Origin of the sequence: Moorena bouillonii PNG, from assembly GCF_001942495.1 — a bacterium.
In the GTDB taxonomy this organism is placed as follows: Bacteria; Cyanobacteriota; Cyanobacteriia; order Cyanobacteriales; family Coleofasciculaceae; genus Moorena; species Moorena bouillonii.
Genome location: NZ_MKZS01000001.1, coordinates 1,757,128 through 1,758,479, shown reverse-complemented (window position 1 = coordinate 1,758,479; position 1,352 = coordinate 1,757,128). Strand labels below are relative to the sequence as shown.

Below are 1,352 nucleotides of genomic sequence, written 5' to 3'. Positions count from 1 at the left end.
GGTAGGGAAACCCAACAAAGGGTTACTGGTGTTGGGTTTCATTCTTCAACCCAACCTACGCTTATTGCACCATTTTAAATGTGTCGGTCCACTACCTAACTATTGCTAGTGGAGTGACCATGTTAAAATAGTGTAATAAAGCCAGGGAGCGGTGAGAACCATGGGTAGAGGAAGACGGGACAAGATTGCACTGAGTACAGAGCAAAGGCAAAGACTCGAAGCAATTAGCCGGAATGGACACGCACCAGCCAAAAAAATCCTTCATGCACAAATCTTGTTGATGTCCGATGAAGGAGAGCTGGCAACGAGAACATGGACAGATAACGAAATCGCTCAAGCTCTGAATCTGCATCGCAACACAGTGGGTCGAATCCGCCAGCGATTTCTAGAGAAAGGGGAAGCGCCAGCATTGGAAAGAAAAGCGAGAAGAAAGCCCCCGGTAGACCCAATCGTGGATGGAGAGACCGAAGCTCAAATTATTGCTCTGTGCTGCTCACAACCACCAGCAGGAAGAGGGAACTGGAGCATTCGCTTGTTAACCAATGAACTGAAAAAACGCAGAATTGTCACGCAAATCGGCAGAGAAACCGTGAGAAAAACACTCAAAAAAACCAATTGCGCCCTTGGAAAACCGAGAGATTCTGCATCCCTGAGCGGGACTTGCCCAGATTCGTCGCCGAGATGGAAGTGGTTCTAGACGAGTACACCCGTCCAGCCAATCCAGAGATGCCGTTAATTTGTATGGATGAAGCGAGTAAAGAACTGCATGGGCATCTATATGAACCCATTCCGATGCAGCCGGGGCTTGATGTGAAGGAAGACTATCACTACACCCGCGAAGGAGTCCAAGCCCTGTTTATGTTCTTTGACCCCAATCGAGGTTGGCGACGGGTGAGTTGTCGAGACCATCGCACCTGTGAAGACTGGGCCGATGAAATTAAGCATCTATTGGATGTTGACTATCCAGATGCCCCCAAAATTCGCTTACTCTCAGATAATCTCAACACCCACACCATCACCTCTTTGTACAAAACTTTTCCCGCCCCCGAAGCTCACCGTTTAGCACGGCGGTTAGAGATGATTCACACCCCACGTAATGGCAGTTGGCTCAATGTGGCGGAAACAGAGTTGTGTGTTCTGTCCAAACAATGTCTTGACCGTCGCCTGGCTACAGCCGAAGAACTTCAAAAGGAGATAGAGGCTTGGCAGCAGGAGCGGAACAATGCCTGTGCCAAAGTAGTGTGGCAATTTACCACAGAAGATGCACGAGTCAAACTCAAACACCTTTACCCTGTTTTTGAGACTGATCAAGATTTTTCTGTATAATGCACTTTTTAAGAGTGGTCACTCCA

The 1,352-nt window shown here is 48.2% G+C and carries 1 protein-coding gene; it reads left to right on the top strand.

Features of this window, described 5'->3' with window-relative positions; translation table 11 throughout:
* Positions 1-160: 160 nt before the first annotated feature.
* Positions 161-1,326, top strand: a protein-coding gene (locus BJP37_RS35835; protein ID WP_143727416.1) for an IS630 family transposase whose coding sequence is annotated in 2 segments (ribosomal slippage) — positions 161-605 and positions 605-1,326 — 1,167 coding nt in all. Because the reading frame shifts where the segments join, the coding sequence is not laid out codon by codon here.
* Positions 1,327-1,352: the final 26 nt, after the last annotated feature.